18 protein-coding genes, 1 tRNA gene and 1 pseudogene are annotated in these 15,616 nt (G+C 60.0%); 5 read left to right on the top strand and 15 right to left on the bottom strand.

The window, feature by feature from the left end:
* Positions 1-4: 4 nt before the first annotated feature.
* The 7 genes from Q8M85_RS18125 to Q8M85_RS18095 all read right to left on the bottom strand — a co-directional run bounded on the left by Q8M85_RS18125 (position 5) and on the right by Q8M85_RS18095 (position 5,042).
* Positions 5-1,036 (bottom strand): GDP-mannose 4,6-dehydratase, encoded by a 1,032-nt coding sequence (locus Q8M85_RS18125; RefSeq protein WP_305547185.1) that lies wholly within the window; start codon positions 1,034-1,036, stop codon positions 5-7.
* Complete coding sequence (locus tag Q8M85_RS18120; RefSeq protein WP_305547183.1) at positions 1,033-2,337, bottom strand: UDP-glucose/GDP-mannose dehydrogenase family protein; 1,305 nt, start codon at positions 2,335-2,337, stop codon at positions 1,033-1,035. Before Q8M85_RS18120 ends, Q8M85_RS18125 begins: the two co-directional genes overlap by 4 nt.
* Positions 2,338-2,370: 33 nt before the next feature.
* Positions 2,371-2,736: a MarR family EPS-associated transcriptional regulator gene (locus tag Q8M85_RS18115; protein ID WP_305547181.1), complete on the bottom strand. Its 366-nt coding sequence runs from the start codon at positions 2,734-2,736 to the stop codon at positions 2,371-2,373.
* A gap of 645 nt (positions 2,737-3,381) precedes the next feature.
* Positions 3,382-3,639 carry a plasmid partitioning protein RepB C-terminal domain-containing protein gene (locus tag Q8M85_RS18110; RefSeq protein ID WP_305547180.1) on the bottom strand — a complete coding sequence of 86 codons (258 nt, stop codon included), beginning with the start codon at positions 3,637-3,639 and terminating at the stop codon, positions 3,382-3,384.
* Positions 3,640-3,703: 64 nt separating this feature from the next.
* Entirely contained in the window at positions 3,704-3,919 is a 216-nt protein-coding gene (locus tag Q8M85_RS18105) for a ParB/RepB/Spo0J family partition protein (protein WP_305547226.1), read from the bottom strand.
* A 148-nt stretch (positions 3,920-4,067) separates the two neighbouring features.
* The gene (locus Q8M85_RS18100; protein ID WP_305547178.1) at positions 4,068-4,358 is read right to left on the bottom strand and encodes a plasmid partitioning protein RepB C-terminal domain-containing protein; all 291 of its coding nucleotides are present in this window, start codon (positions 4,356-4,358) and stop codon (positions 4,068-4,070) included.
* A gap of 159 nt (positions 4,359-4,517) precedes the next feature.
* Positions 4,518-5,042, bottom strand: a complete 525-nt coding sequence (locus Q8M85_RS18095) for a recombinase family protein (RefSeq protein WP_305547176.1) — start codon at positions 5,040-5,042, stop codon at positions 4,518-4,520.
* A 209-nt stretch (positions 5,043-5,251) separates the two neighbouring features.
* Here Q8M85_RS18095 and Q8M85_RS18090 point away from each other — a divergent pair, with 209 nt between their 5' ends.
* Together Q8M85_RS18090 and galU are read left to right on the top strand one after the other, a co-directional pair.
* A complete protein-coding gene (locus tag Q8M85_RS18090) occupies positions 5,252-5,764 on the top strand; it encodes a transcription termination/antitermination protein NusG (RefSeq protein ID WP_305547174.1) in 513 nt (170 codons plus the stop codon).
* Positions 5,765-5,875: 111 nt separating this feature from the next.
* Entirely contained in the window at positions 5,876-6,700 is an 825-nt protein-coding gene (gene galU / locus Q8M85_RS18085) for a UTP--glucose-1-phosphate uridylyltransferase GalU (protein WP_305547172.1), read from the top strand.
* Positions 6,701-6,707: 7 nt separating this feature from the next.
* Here galU and Q8M85_RS18080 read toward each other — a convergent pair whose 3' ends face one another.
* From Q8M85_RS18080 to Q8M85_RS18065, 4 genes are all read right to left on the bottom strand, one after another.
* Complete coding sequence (locus Q8M85_RS18080) at positions 6,708-7,490, bottom strand: YdcF family protein (protein ID WP_305547171.1); 783 nt, start codon at positions 7,488-7,490, stop codon at positions 6,708-6,710.
* Positions 7,490-8,617, bottom strand: a complete 1,128-nt coding sequence (locus tag Q8M85_RS18075; protein ID WP_305547169.1) for a glycosyltransferase family 4 protein — start codon at positions 8,615-8,617, stop codon at positions 7,490-7,492. The genes Q8M85_RS18080 and Q8M85_RS18075 overlap by 1 nt, the downstream gene beginning before the upstream one ends.
* 209 nt (positions 8,618-8,826) lie before the next feature.
* A complete protein-coding gene (locus Q8M85_RS18070; RefSeq protein WP_305547167.1) occupies positions 8,827-10,134 on the bottom strand; it encodes a HipA domain-containing protein in 1,308 nt (435 codons plus the stop codon).
* Positions 10,131-10,475 carry a helix-turn-helix domain-containing protein gene (locus Q8M85_RS18065; RefSeq protein WP_305547165.1) on the bottom strand — a complete coding sequence of 115 codons (345 nt, stop codon included), beginning with the start codon at positions 10,473-10,475 and terminating at the stop codon, positions 10,131-10,133. Before Q8M85_RS18065 ends, Q8M85_RS18070 begins: the two co-directional genes overlap by 4 nt.
* A gap of 283 nt (positions 10,476-10,758) precedes the next feature.
* On the opposite strand from Q8M85_RS18065, the gene Q8M85_RS18060 reads away from it, so the two are divergent.
* The 3 genes and pseudogenes from Q8M85_RS18060 (at position 10,759) to Q8M85_RS18050 (ending at position 12,728) form a co-directional block, all read left to right on the top strand.
* Entirely contained in the window at positions 10,759-11,328 is a 570-nt protein-coding gene (locus Q8M85_RS18060) for a hypothetical protein (RefSeq protein ID WP_305547230.1), read from the top strand.
* 2 nt (positions 11,329-11,330) lie between these two features.
* Positions 11,331-11,459 (top strand): annotated as a pseudogene (locus Q8M85_RS18055) (IS5/IS1182 family transposase); the annotation flags it as partial.
* A gap of 171 nt (positions 11,460-11,630) precedes the next feature.
* Positions 11,631-12,728, top strand: coding sequence for a Fic family protein (locus Q8M85_RS18050; protein ID WP_305547163.1), 1,098 nt, complete (start codon positions 11,631-11,633; stop codon positions 12,726-12,728).
* Between the two features lie 423 nt (positions 12,729-13,151).
* On the opposite strand, the gene Q8M85_RS18045 is transcribed toward Q8M85_RS18050, so the two are convergent.
* The 4 genes from Q8M85_RS18045 to Q8M85_RS18030 form a co-directional block, all read right to left on the bottom strand.
* Positions 13,152-13,218, bottom strand: a tRNA-Ser gene (locus Q8M85_RS18045).
* Positions 13,203-14,228: a type IV secretion system protein gene (locus tag Q8M85_RS18040; protein ID WP_305547161.1), complete on the bottom strand. Its 1,026-nt coding sequence runs from the start codon at positions 14,226-14,228 to the stop codon at positions 13,203-13,205. The genes Q8M85_RS18045 and Q8M85_RS18040 overlap by 16 nt, the downstream gene beginning before the upstream one ends.
* Complete coding sequence (locus Q8M85_RS18035) at positions 14,228-14,647, bottom strand: hypothetical protein (RefSeq protein ID WP_305547159.1); 420 nt, start codon at positions 14,645-14,647, stop codon at positions 14,228-14,230. Before Q8M85_RS18035 ends, Q8M85_RS18040 begins: the two co-directional genes overlap by 1 nt.
* Before the next feature lie 17 nt (positions 14,648-14,664).
* Positions 14,665-15,616, bottom strand: a 952-nt coding sequence (locus Q8M85_RS18030) for an ATPase, T2SS/T4P/T4SS family (RefSeq protein WP_305547157.1), incomplete at its 5' end; no start/stop codon positions are given.

The following is a 15,616-nucleotide window of genomic DNA, read 5'->3' as shown; positions in this document are numbered from 1 at the left end:
TCAATCACTTCCCCCAATATTCCCTGAACCATTCGACAAACCGCGCGATCCCGTCGCGGAAATCGGTTTGCGGGCGATATCCGGTCAGCCGCTGCAAGAGGCTCGCATCCGCCCAGGTGGCGGGCACATCGCCCATCTGCATCGGCATGCAATTGCGGATCGCCTTCTTCCCGAGGCACTCCTCGATCGCGTCAATGAAATCGAGCAGCCGCACCTTGTCCGAATTGCCGATGTTGACGATGCGGAAGGGGGCCACGGGCGATAGGCTGTCGCCTTCCAGCACGACCCCATCGGCCGGCCGTTCTGGCACTGCATCTATCAGCAGGCGGATGGCGCGAACCAGATCGTCGACATAGGTAAAGTCGCGATACATGTCGCCTTGGTTGTAGATGTCGATCGCGCGGTCATCGAGGATCGCATCGACGAACTTGTAAAGCGCGAGATCAGGCCGCCCCCAGGTGCCATAGACGGTGAAGAACCGGAACATCGTGGTGGGCAGGTTCCACAGATGCGCATAGGCATGGGCCATGCTTTCATTGGCCTTTTTCGTCGCGGCATAGATGGTCAGCTGTGTGTCGGCCTTTTCCGTCTCGGTGAACGGCATCTCGGTATTGGCGCCGTAGACCGATGAGGTCGAGGCCATCAGCAGGTGTTTGACCTCGAGGCGCCGCGCGGCCTCCATCACGTTGAATGTGCCGATCACATTGCTGTCGAGATAGGCGCGCGGGTTTTCGAGGCTGTATCGAACGCCTGCCTGCGCTGCGAGGTGGACAATCACATCAGGCATGAATTCATCGGCCATCGCATCGAAACGCGCCTGATCCTCCAGCATACCCTCCATAGCTGAAAAATGCGGGTTCTGCAGGAGCATTGCATGACGACGCTGCTTGAGCGTGACGTCATAGTAGTCCGTCATCCCATCGTAGCCCTGCACCCGAAAGCCCTCGACCAAAAGCAGCTTGGCAAGATGAAACCCGATGAACCCTGCGGTTCCAGTGATCAGCACACGACGTGGGTTGCTCTCATTGTTGTTCATCGGCCCACCCCATCGTAAGCTACAAATCCGGCGCCAAGTGCCGTTTCTCGATCATAGATGTTTCGAAAATCGGCCATTCTGGGCGTTTTCATGGCCACTGCGAGACGCGCCAGATCGAGTGCACGAAACTCATTCCATTCCGTCAAGACGATCAGGAGATCTGCACCGGCTGCTGCTGAATAGGCATCATCTTCCCAAGATACTCCCGGCAAAAGCGCTTCGCCCTCACGGCGCCCCTGCGGATCAACTACATGCACCTTCGCGCCGGCGCCGATCAGCCCCGGAACAATGGTCAGCGAAGGAGCCTCCCGCATGTCATCTGTGTTCGGCTTGAACGTAACACCCAACACGGCGACCTTGCTGCCTGCGACGCTCCCACCGCAAAGGTCCACGGCTTTTGCGATCATACGCCGCTTGACGCTGTCATTCACGGCGATGACGGTTTCGGTGATCCTCTGCGGCACGGCATGCTCTTGCCCGATGCGGGCTAAAGCCAGTGTATCCTTCGGGAAACAGGATCCCCCGTAGCCGGGGCCAGCGTGCAGGAACTTGGCTCCGATCCGACCATCCAGACCGATGCCTTTCGCAACGGCTTTGACATCTGCGCCCACCCGTTCACAGAGCGCAGCGATTTCGTTGATGAAGCTGATCTTGGTCGCAAGGAAGGCGTTCGCCGCGTATTTGATCAGTTCAGCGCTTTCGAGCCCGGTGTAAACGATCGGGAAATCTCGCAGAAAAAGCGGACGGTAGATCTGCCCCATTACCTCTTTGGCGCGCTCGGTCTCGACACCCACGACCACACGATCCGGTCGCATGAAGTCCTCGATTGCCGCCCCCTCGCGCAGAAACTCAGGGTTGGACGCCACATCAAAATCAGCGTCAGGACGAGCTTTTCGTATGACCTCGGCAACGCCTCGGTTCGTACCAACAGGAACCGTCGATTTGGTGACCACCACGGCATAGTCGGTCAGGGCGGCCGCAACCTCAGCTGCCGCTGCGTAGACATAGGTGAGATCTGCGTGGCCATCCCCTCTGCGCGAGGGTGTCCCGACGGCTATGAAGATCGCGTCAGCGCCATCGACAGCCTCAGCAACCTGCGTCGTAAACGACAAACGCCCCGCGGCAGCATTCTTGGCCAGAAGAACGTTGAGGCCGGGTTCGTAGATGGGAACCTGGCCCGCATTCAATTGGTTGATTTTCGTTGCAGATTTATCGACACAAACGACATTGTGCCCGAAGTCAGACAGGCACACGCCGGACACAAGCCCGACGTATCCCGTTCCAATGATGGCGATCTTCAAATCAGTCGAGCCTATTCTGTCGTGAGGCGGTCATCAGAGGCCAGATTTGTCTGACACAACCGAGTCACCCAGTTCGTCCTTGAGCGCCTCGATCTCAGCTTTCAGGGCGTCGTATTCCTCGATTTTCCGCTCGAGGAAGCGCTTGGTGATGGCAGCCTTCTCGGCGATGCCTTTTGGCGTCAGGATGTAGGCATAGCGCCGCTTGTCTTGGGCAGCGGTGAAATTCCCGAGCTTGATGAGACCTTTGTCCAGAAGCGCGCTGAGCAAGTAGTGCGCACTGCCATTGCTTATGCCAACGGCTTCGGCGAGGTCGCGCTGGGACAACTCCGGATTGTCATGCAGAAGCCGCAAAACGCGGAACCGCACATCTTCCTGGACCTTGTCGCGCTGGCCTGCCACTATGATTTCTCAGGCTGCCGCAGGAGGACTGCCCGCAGGGCGCCTCAGGATACTCGCTGAATGAACTGATGCTGAATCATCGTCATTGCTCTGATTTGAGCGTTACCAGAATGCCGCAGCCACGGAAAGCCCCTTTCTGATGCTCTTTCGATCATAGTCTTGCACCTAATGATCCGGACGTCCTGCGGAATTTCCATTGCAGCAATGACGCGCGCCCAGACCGCTGGCCAGCGCCCTCAGCATGGATGTGGCCTTGGATCTACCCAACAGAAGGAAAGCTGCGCCAGCCCAGAGACGTCGGCCACCGATGCGAAACCCACGCCCCCCATCCCCGCCACTGGCTGTGGTCAAAGCCCCGTGATCGCTTGCCGGTGCCGCACTTTGAGCCCGCCAGCGAGTCCGCACTGGACCTGCTAAGATCGACCCGCCCTGCCAGCGTCACAAATCCTGAGTGCTCTCGTCTGGACCCTCGGCCATAGAGTCTCCTTCGGCAGCGTTTGTATTCTCGACCCGATCCCAAACGGAACCGTCGCCGCGCTCGGCCTGCTCAACAGCCTCTTCCATGCTGACGGTGTTCAGCACCAGTTCGAACTGATCGAGGATTTCACGCGCGTTTCGATCGACATAGGCGCGAACAGCGTCATTCTAGAGAACATTCTTCGGGTATCCCTTGGCTACGACCAGGTTCAGGAGTTCCGAGCCATAGCTTTCCTCGGCGCGTTTGTATTTCTCCTGAACCTGCCTCATCTTGCGCTCGAGTTTGACGATCTGCTGCAGCGGGTCGCCTTTGGGCTCATCGGGCTTCGGCGGCGCATAATCCGTACGCTGTTCCGGCGGCGTTGCCTTCAGAAGCGCGTCGGCATGGGCGGCCGTGATCGTGTTCGCAGCGATCATCAGTTCCACCGCCTCGACGTCGAAAACCGGTTGATCCGGTGGTTGTAGGTGTAGGTTTCAAAATCCTTGGCGATCAAACAGGGCGCCGTAGCCCGAGCTCTTTCAGCGCCAGAACACGCAGGTTCCCATCGAGCAGCAAAAAGCTTGTGGCGTTCTCAGCCGGCTTGATGACCGACAAGGGCTCAATCAGCCCGATCTCGCGGATGGATGACACGATCTGGCGGAACGTCCGCGTTGTAATCACGCCGTTCGGTACCTTCTTCGAGGGCAACAACTCCTCTAGCGGGATCTGCCAGGTCTCAAGATCAAAACCGAGCGTCAGGTTCAGCGGCGCCTTTGGATAGGGCGCATCGTCCTCTTCGGGCGTAGGCGGGGGAAAAGCTCAGGGAGAGAGCGGCTTGACGGTGCTGTATTGGTTCATGGTGGCCTCCTATGGCTCAGGCAGTTTCGATGCGGTCGGCATGCTTTGCGCGGGCGATCTCGAGTGCCGTGGTCAGTGGGATAGTGCCGTTTTGCACCGCCTCAATCAGGCGCTCCTTCCCCTTTTCAAGCAGGAAGACGATGTCCCGGACGTATTTTTCCGACAAACCCGTTCGCTGGATGATGTCGTCGTTGCTATAATCGCTGGCCAGCAGACGTTCGATGTCGGCAAGGATCTCCAGAAGGCGGTGACCGCGCCGGGCGATGTTTTCCTTCAGCGACATGATGAAGGCGTCTGCGTCGGTCACGTTGACCACCAGACAGATCCTCCTCAATCAGGCAGCGATACATCTTGTTGACCCAGGCCACCTCCTCCTCGGGCCCGGGCATCAGGATGACGTGGTCGGTCTGCAGGGACTTGTGCTCGCCACGCTTCAGCTCGGCCTTGATGTTCCCGCGCCCGTCAATCAGCACCCGGCGCAGGCCATAACCCGCGGGCCCGCCCTGCGATAGCCCAATTCGATCAATCGGCACTGGCCGGTGAAGACCTTGACCGACAATTCCCGGCTGATCTCCCGGCCATGGCGCGCTTGACGCTTGACGATGGTCGAGACGGGGGAGACGTCGTTCTTGAATTGCTCGGCACAATAGGCGACCTGGATGCCCGCGCGCTTGCAGATGTATTCGTAAAAGGCACTTTCGTCCGCATCCTGGAAACGGCCCCAGCGGCTGACATCATAGACGAGGATCACGTTGAAGTCGGCTGCGCCAGCTTCCACATCCGCGATGAGACGCTGCAGGGACGCCCGTCCACCGATGGAGAGCCCACTCTTGCCGTCGTCTGCATAGGTGCGGACGATCTCGATGCCACGCTTTTCGGCATATTCGCGGATCTTGTCGGACTGGTTGTGCGTCGAACACTGCTGATGCTCGGTCGACATGTGCACATATTGCCCTGCGCGGAACTCCGTTACTGCGCCACTCCCGTCCAACTCACCCTCCATCGCTGCCCATTTCGAGGTAGACGTTTGCGTGACGTGCGGGAGCTATCAAGTCATGACTGGCCAAGTTCCAAGCGAATACAATAGCTTGGTGAGATAGCGGCTCCATGACTTTACTTTTGATACCTTTGCATTCCAAAGAGCATTTGCCTCAGGACGCCAAGTGACGCCACACGCTCAGAGATGAGCGGGGAATCGCGATGACGTTTCACGATCGAGGGGCGAGTTGGTTTCTGGCGCAGTTGAAGCCGAACTGCGGTCACATTGCTGAGCGCAATCTGAAGTTGCAAGGGTTTCGGACTTTCCTGCCGACAGAAGACAATACGAAGCAGGTGCGAGGCAAGTTCATTACCGCGCCGCGGCCGCTGTTTCCTGGATACATCTTCGTGGCGTTCAACACGGGCGCCGGGCATTGGCGCACGATCAACTCGACGAACGGGATCACGCGACTGGTGAGCTTCGGCAAGGAGCCGGCAGCCGTGCCACTCGATGTCGTCAGCCAGCTGCTGCTGCGATGCGATGCAGACGGCAAGCTGTTGCCGCCGAAGGTTCTGAGGCCGGGCGATCAGGTGCGGCTGACTTCGGGCCCCTTTGCGGATTTCGTGGGGACGATCGAGACGATCGCACCAGAACGGCGCGTATGGGTCCTGATGGAGATCATGGGCGGGCAGACCCGCGTGGCGGTGGCCGCTGACCAGTTGCGAAACGTCTGAAACTGTTACTACATAGAAGTGCCTATTTCGCGTAACTCATGAATTTTCGGCTGTGCAGCACCATCCAAAGCCTGGTTTTCAGCTTAACATGGCGTCCTGAAAGGCCCCAATATGAAACCTGTTCGCAAAGCTGTCTTTCCGGTTGCTGGCTTTGGCACGCGTTTCCTGCCGGCAACAAAGGCGATGCCGAAGGAATTGCTGCCAATCGTCGACAAGCCCTTGATCCAATATGCGGCAGAAGAAGCAATCGCGGCTGGAATTGATACGCTGATTTTTGTGACAGGGCGCAACAAGCGGGCGATCGAGGATCATTTCGACAGCAACCAGGAGCTTGAGGCCGCGCTGCGGGCCAAAGGCAAAATCGAACAAGCAGACATGGTGCACAGTATCCTGCCACAGGGCGTCGAATGCATCTTTGTACGCCAACCGGAACAGCTGGGTCTTGGCCACGCTGTGCTCTGCGCTGAGCGGGCTGTGGGTGATGATCCCTTTGCCGTGCTCCTGGCAGACGATTTCTTGACCTACGATGGCGCCGGCGTGACCGCTGATCTGGTCAAAGGTTATCACTCGACAGGACGGACGCAATTGTCCGTTATGCAGGTAGATGGGCCTGATATTTCAAAGTATGGCGTGGTTCGGCCTGGCGCAGTCACGGGCAGTGTTGCAGGTCTCGTTGAAAAACCTCCCTATGAACAGGCACCGTCAAATCTCGCGTCGATCGGCCGTTACGTGCTGACACCTGATATCTTCAACATCTTGCGCGGACAGGCTCCTGGAGCAGGTTGTGAAATTCAGCTCGCAGATGCAATCAACACCCAAGCGGCAGCCGGTCAAGTTGACGCTGTGAGGTTAAAGGGGCGGCGCTTTGACTGCGGGTCGGTGAAAGGTTTTCTCGAAGGGATTTTGTACGTGGCGGAGCGTGACGGTTTGGTGTGAACGTGGTTTAGCGTCCAGAGAGGCGATAAGCGATTTGCGCAACCTGTTCGCGGATCCCTGTATTCAGCACAAGCAGGTTGCGGATGAGGTTCCAACCCATACCGTCAACGAAGGCCGAGGTCCGGTAATCGACGGGCCACGGAACGAGGTCCGTCCAACCGGCCGTCTCGAAACTGCGCATGGCACGCGGCATGTGGAACGCGCTGGTCACAAGCACCCAGGTTTCGTCTGGCCCAGGAGCGGCCAGAGCAAAGCTGAGCCGCGCATTTTCGGCCGTGTTGCGGGACTGGCCCTCAAGCAGCAGGCGCTCGGGCGAGACGCCTTGATCGCGGAAGAAGCGTCCCGCCATGTCTGCCTCTGAAGTCTCTGCCCCAGCCAAGTCTCTCAGCGCACCACTGCCGCCGGTGAAGAGAAGCCTCGCTTCCGGAAAGCGCCTGGCCAGTGCCAGGGCCGCCGTGTACCGCTCGCCGCCCTCATTCAGTTGCATCTGATTCCAGAAGGCGCTGGCGCGCGCGTCCTCGCCACCTCCCAGCACGATAATCCCGTCGACCTGTTCCAGTGCTGGCTCCACAGGGTAGGTCCGCTCGATCGGCTGCAGAATCATATCGCCGAGGGGAAGGATCGCTAGGGCGACCAGAAGGCTCAACGTGATGCTTCCGACCCAAAGCGCAAGGCGCCTGCGGTTCAACAGCAGCGCCAACACCACGACAGCCAGTGCCAGGACGATCCAAGTATCTGGCCGCAGCAAAGTGCCGATCAGTTTCGAGGCGATGAAGAAGATGGTGTCCATCAGCGCGCGCCCCGCCGCCCGCGTGCGATGATATCCAGTGCTGCGCGATAGGCGTCGACAACAAGCGCCTGATCGTATTCGTTTTCCATCTTGGCGCGACCGGCAGCGCCCATGGCTTGCTGCGCCTCATAAGAAAGGGTCAAAAATCGCTCCATTGCAGCAGCGAGGCTTTCAGCATCGCGCACGTCGCAGAGAAAGCCCGAAACATCCCGATCGACCACGGCCCGGCACCCTGGCACGTCTGTTGCGATCAGCGGCCGCGACATGGCGGCGGCTTCAATCAAAGTCCGCGGCGCACCTTCTCGGTAGGAGGGCAGAACCACGCAGGACGCCGCCGCGATCGCAGGACGCACGTCGGCTGTCGTGCCGAGATATTCGACCACGCCCTCTGCCACCCAAGCGTCGACGGTCGGGCGATCGATGGCGCTTCGGTTTTCAGATCCAACAGCGCCTAACAGCTGGAAGCGCACCTGCGGATGGCGCGCTTTCACTAGGCGCGCGGCCTCGACGAATTCCAGCACGCCCTTGTCGCGCAACAGCCTCGCGATCATCAAGAACACAGGCGGCTCCTGGGGCGCGGGCAAGGGGGCGGGCGCAAAACGCTCCAAATCGATGCCAGAGCCGGGCAGAAGCCGCACCTGATCCGCTCGCACCAGGCGGCGGTTCAGAAACAGATCTCGATCGTCCTCGTTCTGGAAAAACACAACAGGCAAGGCGGCAAAGGATCGGCTGTAGAGTTGCTCTGTGACCGTCTGCAAGAACTTGCCAGACAGGAAGGCCGTCCCCAGCCCGGTCACATTGGGCAGGAAGGGAACATCACATGATATTGCTGCTCGAGCGCCGAAGATATTGTTCTTGATGGTATAGCTCAGTACGGCATCAGGCCGTTCCTCGCGGAAAATCCGGCCAAACCGCCGCTGTAGTTTCAGATCCTCGATCGGGTTAAGCCCCTTCACGCTCATCTCGAGCGGGCGAACGCGGCAACCCAGACGTTCCAGCTCAGGGACCGCCTCATCAGGCGGCGCCAACACCGTGATCTGGTGGCCATCGCCCGAAAGCGCCTCAACCAGCGGGCGGCGGAAGTTCCAGATGTTCCAGGCGGCATTCACCGTCATCAGAATGTGCATGGCGGTCGCCCCACGAGAATCGCATCAGTACGCCCGCTGCCCTTAGCAGAGATCACAGCGGAACAAAATTCGAGGCTATCGCTTTCAGTGCGACGCAACGGCCCGGACCTCAGAACCGAATGACGGCGATCGCTTGATGGACTTGGTCGACTTGCAGCTGTAGGCATTTCCGGCTTGAACGCCTATTTGTGTGTCGCCTTCGCTACCATCTACAGCCTCCCCGCCATGCGCAGCGCATTGTCTTCAACGGCTTCGGCGGTCTGCACGACATATCCCTCAGCGGCACTCAGCAGCGCGGCCACTTCATCGGTGATCTTCGCTCTATTCGCCACCATCGCGTCGACGATCTGCTGGACGCGGTTTTTCACATCGGTGGGGCGATAGCCGATTTCGCGCGCGATGGCTTCCCAGTGCCGACCCGCGATCATGTCCGGGCGCCGCCTCTTGCCATCGATGGATTGAGCGTAAGTCTTCGCGACATGAGGCCAGGACAGTACCGTCGAGACATCGTAAAGCGGCGCCAGGCGCGGCGCGGCGCCCACCGGCAGGATCAGGGAATAGTTCTTGGCATGCGCATCAGTATTGGCGACGAGTATGTTGAAGATCACCTGGTCCAGCAGCGCCAACGCATCTGTTGCGCTGACATGACGACCGGTCTCGAGAAGGGTTTTGAGGTCGAGCCCGGGCCGAGTGCCGCGTTCGTATTTCCGGCCGGGCGGCAGGCCATTGGCCTGGGCAAAGTCTTCCTGATGAAGGCGCAAAAGCTGACCGCTGCGCCCGATCCTGCGATCATAGCGAAGCACACCGATGGCAGTTCGCTTTGACGACTGGAGGATGGTCGCTTGCGCAGCGTCGATCCCGATGGCTTGAGCCATCCGCAGACACCAGACCTCGTTCTCGGTGATGCCGGGCAGGTTGGGATTGTCGGGCTTCACCACCATAGTGGACGGTGCCCCGTTCAGGGGGATGGCAAGGACGTCACCCCCTTGCGGCAGACGCAGCACTGGCTTGCCCGTCTCGTCCAGCACAGCCAAGGCTGATTTTTTCTGGCCGCCTGCCAGGGACTGTCGAACGCCCTCCTCGCCAACGAGAAACGGCCTGAGACCGAGATCTTCGAAGTGGCGCTCGAGCGCCAGAAGCGGATCGGCGGTGTCGTAGAAGCTGGTGAGCGGTGCATAGGCCCAAAGCGCCCGATCCGTCACTGCGCCGAAGGACAGGGCGCCGGCCGTATCCCCCCCAATCTCTGCCAGCACGGCCAGAACATCTGCCTGGTCGAGACCGAGAGACCGGGTCAGCACCTGAAGCTGTTCTTCCTCTGGCAAGAGGTTTGCCAGCCAGGGGGAGATGACATCAGAGGGATAGTGCTCGGCTCGGAGCGGCATGGTGACTGACAGAGGGAACGCCCCGGCCGTCTGCAGCCATCGCTCGGCGTATCGCAAAGAGAGAGACCCATCCGTCGCAACGTCGACCTGCCCTACCGTAAGGTCATCAAACCAGATGGGGACGGAAGCTTTCACTGATACTCTCCGAGATCATACCCTACAGAGGAAGGCGAAGCGTTGGGCTGGTTTAGTCCAGAGCCGTCTGCGATCAACGTTGCGAGGGAGACACGTAACGCATCAGAGATCCGCTTGATCGTCGTCAGCCGTGGATCGCGTTTGCCGGTTTCGATCAAGGACAGCGCAGGCGCGCTGATCCCGGTGAGGCGTGCCAGTTGCTCAAGGCTCAAGCCCTGCTCCGCCCGGGCCTCGCGGATCCGTTTTCCGGCATCCGCCAGCAGCTTCTTTTCGGTATCATCGACCATCTCCGCCACCTTACCTTTTTCAGTAAAGATAGGGACGAAATGGGCTTCGCTCAAGGGGATTTATCTTTAACGGTAAGAGCAGTACTGTGCGCCATCGCAGCAGCCAGCGCTTACCGAATAAGGTAAAGATCTTAGACGTGCCCGACGGCCATTTTGGAGGGCTGAATTCCGGCGAATGCAGGCCGATGCACATCAGTGCACCCGATTGCGTGCGGATGCGTTATTTTCTGTTGGGGTATCGGGCTGCCTGAGGGGGAAATGACACACAGACAGGAAACGCCTATGAAACGGTCAACGTTCCGCCACGCCATCGATCCCCTCGCGCCGCGCCGCCTTGATGAACTTTCTGATCGAAGGTCACGAATTTCTCAGTCCCCCCGGACTTTCCCAGATGCAGCGCATTTGCGAAATCCATGCCGCGTTCGACCCTGTCCAAGGCCTCGGCCACGATCAGGGCATCGTCATAGGTCACGCTGGGCAGGCCACCAAATGCGCGCAATGCACGCGCGACGTCTGGTGCCCGCTGACCGTACGCGCTGCGCAGGACCTATTCCGCCTCCCACAGAACCCTCACCGGAACGAAAACGGGTTTGGCATCCACCAAGGCACGCGCCCGGCTGGATTGGTACGGGTGAGCGCCCGTCAGGTAGCGACGACGATATTCGTATCAATCGCGCTTGCGGGCCTCGGCCAGAACAGCGGCGTCCATGCCTTCAAGCGACACCGGCCGGCGACCTGTCGCAAGGAGCCCAAAGACCTGATCCGGCGCCGTGGGCGCGAAAGCTGGGGACCCGAACGCCTGCGCCAGGCCCGATCATGCCCCTTTCACCGCCCGGATCAATTGCGTCAGCGCGGCCATCTCCAGCGTCGGATCAAAGCGCAGGCAGCGCCCATTCGCCAACAATAACTCGCAACCGCATCGAGATCATGTTCGCCAGGTTGAAGGACTGGCGCCGCATCGCAACCCGTTACAACAGATGTGGGAAGACCTGCCTCTCCGCCGGCGCACTTGCCGCAACCGTCATGTTCTGGATTTGACGATTAATGAGCCTGGAGCCTAGCCAGTGGTGGTCTCCGATCAAGCGGGCCAGTTGTTAAAAGACCTCGTGCGGAGAATAGCTGCGCCAATCTCCGCATAACTTACGGCGTTAAATCTTGCAGAAGCGGCGAATAGGATGCATTATCACCGCATCTGGCGCGGAGTTTACGATGTGCATCTGGGAGAGGCCAGACTGGCCGACACTGACCTGGCGCGCTGGCAGCATCGTGACACCTCTTGCGGCAGTGCGGCACGATCAGGGTCGACTGATCGGCCGGATGGAATCCCTTGGGTTCAAGCTGCGCGAAGAAGCGGTGCTGCAGACACTCACACAGGATGTGCTCAAGACCAGCGAGATAGAAGGCGAGGCGCTGGACGCCACACAGGTCCACTCATCGCTTGCAAGACGCCTTGGCATCGATATCGGCGCCCTGCCCCCGACCGACCGCAACGTTGAGGGCATCGTCGAGGTGATGCTGGATGCGACCCGGAACTACACCGCACCCCTGACGGCGGAGCGTCTGTTCGGCTGGCATGCCGCCCTGTTCCCCACCGGGCGCAGCGGCATGACACGCATCCGCGTCGGCGGCTGGCGCGACGACAGTTCGGGGCCCATGCAGGTGGTGTCGGGACCGGTCGGCCGAGAGCGCGTGCATTTTGCGGCCCCTCCAGCTGATGGGGTCGCCGCGGAGATGGGCGCATTCCTGACATGGTTCAACGCACCCCTTTCCACCGATCCGGTGATCAAGGCGGCTCTGGCGCATCTGTGGTTCGTAACGATCCACCCGTTCGAGGATGGCAACGGCCGCATCGCCCGCGCCATCGCCGATCTGGCGCTTGCGCGATCCGAGGCAAGCCCGCAGCGGTTCTACAGCATGTCGGCGCAGATCCGGATCGAGCGGTCAGACTATTATGATGAGCTGGAGCGCACCCAGAAAGGCGCGACGGATGTGACGGAGTGGCTGACGTGGTTCCTTGCCTGCCTTGGTCGGGCAATCCGCGGCGCCGATGGCGTCTTGGCAACAGTCATCGCCAAGGCCCAGTTCTGGGAACGCGCCGCGGCGCTGGCGCTGAACGAACGCCAAATAAAGATCCTGAACCGATTACTTGACGGTTTCGAGGGCAAGATGACATCGTCCAAATGGGCGACCATCGCGAAGTGCTCTCAAGACACCGCGAACCGCGATATCGCGGGATTGCTGGATCTGGGGCTGCTTCGCAAAGGGGAAGCTGGTGGCCGCAGCACAAGCTACGAGCTCACCCTGTAAGCGTTTCTGCGCATAGCCAGCCTTGACAGCAGCCCGCCCGTTTGGGCTCAATTATCTGGCAATGACCACACGGATAAGAAGCTTTGGAATATGCACTTATGGGAGGCGAAAGAACGACTCCGCAAGCTGGTCTTATCGGGCAATGTCCTATTTGCGGCGCTTCGGTAACCGCAAAATGTGGTGAAGTCAGGATTGGGCGCATAAGGGCAGGAAGCACTGCGATCTCTGGCAGGAGAATGAAACCGAATGGCACAGATCTTGGAAGCATCAGTTGCCCGCAGCATGGCGCGAAACGATGGTGCAATCAGTAGACGGCACGCGCCATGTGGCCGACATAAAAACGGACACAGGATTGGTCGTCGAGTTCCAACATTCCCATCTTTCAACAGTCGAGCGGCTAGGTCATGTTCTACCTATTTTGGTTGCGGTGACAGGATTCGAACCTGTGACCTTCAGCTTATGAGCTTGAATAGCCTATCTGCCCAACCGCTTCGCCCTATCAGCCATCCTGACCACCTGCGCGCTTGCCGTCGCCGCGGCGCTGCGAACGACCGCGGGTGCCTGCACCGCCCCGCGCCCGATCGCTTCACCCGTCGTGAGCGCCCCGATCCGCGCCCTGCCCTGCGCACCGGACGTGTTCAACATTCCCCGCAGTACCCCTGCAGATCCGCTGACGATCGCAGGTGCCGCGGCCACCATAAGGTTCCCCGAGATACCCCGCACGATCAGGGGCGTTGCCGCGACGAAGCCCTTGGCCAGAAACACCATGACGAAGAACGGCACCAACGAGCCGATATTGGTGGCCGAGTTCGGATCGCCAAGCTGGGCCAAGAGTGAATTCGCCATGCCGACGACGGTCGAGAACATGGCGGCGATGACGATGGGGTAGAAGGCATAGCTAATCGTCGTCGAGACCCATCTGTGGAAGAAATCCTTCGTCGCATCGAAGAGCGACAACGCAATCATGATCGGGGCGAGGCCGAGCATGAGGGTCAGCATCATCTTGGCGAAGATGAGGACGATGCCGGTCATGAAGCCAAGCAGGCTGAGGAGCACCAGGCCGATGCCGCCAAGGATCGCGCCAGTCATCCAGTTCAGGTTGCTGCCGATCGCATTCAGGTATGTGGCGAAGCGTTCAATCAGATTGTCGAACTCTCCCGCGAAGTGGCTGGCGCCTGCGCCACCGCCGCCGACCGACGACACCAGTGCGCCGGCGACATAGTCGAGCCCCCCGATGACGGCGTTGGAAACTGCATTGAAGTTGGCCCAGTTGAAGGCAAAGAGCCCTATCAGCGTCAACTTGACGAGGTACCAGAAGAAGCTGGCCCCATCCATGCTTCGGAACTGGAAGGCCATGTTGATGCAGACGCCGATCAACGAGATGGTGACCATCAGCAGGACGATCGTGCCGGTATTGCTCGCCACAGCCCCAAACTGGGACTCGGCGGCATCGACAAGGAACCCGTCAGCAGTTTCGACCATCCAGCTGACGACGCTCATTACCAGTTGCCTTGTGCTTCGCAGAGGTCCTGTACTGCGTGGCGAAGATCATTGCGCTGCTGCCTGATGTCCCGCTGCGCTGCCGTGTGTTCCGCAGCTGAGGCCATGAGGTAGATTTCATCGAATTCGCCGGAGGCATCTTCCCATTCCGGGAAGCGGACGTCGCAGCCGCAGCTGCCTGTCTCGACGATCTGTTCCCATGCCCGCAATTCGTAGAGGTCCATCAGCGTCAGCGCCTTGTAGGACTCGCGCGGGTGGACCTCATCCATCCAGGTCGGCCGCGTCGGCCGATCATTGCAGATCCGGTATTGCTGGGGAGACATGGTCACGGTTAGATCGTTCGTGACCTGAGGCGAGGTCTGGGCCGCGAGCGGAGCGGCGAGCAGGGTGACAGCTGCGGCGAGGATGGTCTTGTGCATTGGGTTTTCCTTTCGGTTCATTCGGCCGCGACAGCGGGGCGCTTAGTGCCCTCGATCCCGGCAGCGTTCTGATCTGGATTTCTTGTCTGGCCGGGCAGGAAGAACTCGGTGATGCCGCGAGCACCGTCATGGCGACCGGCCTGGATGATCACGTCGATGGAACCTTCGATGTAATCGACCATGTCGGCATAGGTCATCGGCACATCTGTCTTGAGGGCTGCGATGGCGAGACGGCGGACGGCCAGTTGCGGGGTCTCGGCATGCAGCGTGGTCAGCGAGCCGCCGTGGCCGGTGTTGATCGCCTCGAGGAAGGTCATGGCCTCGCACCCCCGGACCTCGCCCAGCACAATCCGGTCGGGCCGCATGCGCAAGGTCGAGGCCAAAAGCACATCAGCACTGCGAGCCTCGGTGTCACGGTCGGCGATCAGCGTCACGGCATTTGGCTGCTCGGGGCGGAGTTCGGCCGCCTCCTCGATGGTGATAATCCTTTCCACGGGCGAGATCAGTGAGAGGATCTTACGGGCCGCGACCGTCTTGCCGGTGGATGTGCCGCCCGAGACGATCATGTTGAGCTTGTTTTCGACGCAAAGACGCAGCGCAGCGTCGATATCGCCTGAGGCCACGACATCACGCAGCGCGGCATTCCGTTCGCGGCGGAGGCCTTCGAGGCTGCGCTCCTTGCCATAGAGGAACCCGAGCTTGATTGCCTCCAGAGGCAGGGAAGAGAAGAACCGCAGCGAGATGGAAAACCCCCCTTCCACTGCCGGTGGCTGGATCACCTGCGCCCGGATCGGGCGGTCGCGGTATAGGATTGAGACCGATACGATAGGCTTCTTGGTGCTGAGCGTGGTCGAGGCGGCCGAGGCGATCTGGTTGCCGAGGTCCTTGATCTCAGTCTGGGTCAGCGGCATGCCGAGGCTCCGCATGAAGTGATCGCCTTGGAATTCGCCCCAGACCTGCCCGTCGGGG

The sequence above is a fragment of the Tabrizicola sp. genome, assembly GCF_030694085.1.
GTDB lineage: Bacteria > Pseudomonadota > Alphaproteobacteria > Rhodobacterales > Rhodobacteraceae > Tabrizicola.
Note: the sequence above shows the minus strand (reverse complement) of the source record. Positions and strands in the feature narration are given on the sequence as shown.